The sequence below is a fragment of the Secundilactobacillus kimchicus JCM 15530 genome (assembly GCF_001433995.1).
GTDB lineage: Bacteria > Bacillota > Bacilli > Lactobacillales > Lactobacillaceae > Secundilactobacillus > Secundilactobacillus kimchicus.
This window is the reverse complement of sequence record NZ_AZCX01000032.1, coordinates 1-633: the sequence shown is the minus strand read 5'-3', so window position 1 is coordinate 633 and position 633 is coordinate 1. Positions and strand designations below refer to the sequence as shown.

Genomic DNA, 633 nt, shown 5'->3' with positions numbered 1-633 from the left:
TAGCTTAAAGAAATCACTTTATCTGGGTCTTGCTGCCGTTTCTTTCGTAGCTGCCGGCGCTGCCGCTTCTACTACTAACGCTTCTGCAAAGACCTACGCAAAGGTTACTTCATTGAAGACTTTGAAGACTGATGCTAACACTCGTAACGTCATTGTTACTGGTTCTAACGCCATCGCTACTAAGGCCGCTACTTTAAAGGGTGCTTCAACTGTTAAATCAGCTGCTACCTTAAAGGCTGCCCAAGCTGCTGACAAGACTGGTAACTACAACTACCGTGCTTACGCTGTTGCTACTACTAACCGCGGTTCAGTTTACTACAAGGTCGTATCTTTCGATAAGACTGTTCGTGGCTGGATCTACGGTGGTAACTCAACTGCTAACTACGCTGGCGGTTTGCAACAATTTGCTACTGCTTCTGATGCTAAGACTGAAAGCAAGACTTTCACTTACAATGGTCAAAAGCTTTGGGCAGAACCTGCTTGGACTCAATACAAGGTTGGCGCTTCTAAGTTAACAATGACTAACGGTACTTCATTCACTGTTAACGCTTCTAAGACCAACGTTAAGTCTGGCGACCTTTACTACCAAATCGCTGATGGCACTGCCAAGGGCGCTTGGGTTAAGGCTAGCGA

At 46.0% G+C, this 633-nt stretch carries 1 pseudogene; it reads left to right on the top strand.

The window, feature by feature from the left end:
* Positions 1-633, top strand: a pseudogene (locus FC96_RS13050) (hypothetical protein); the annotation flags it as partial.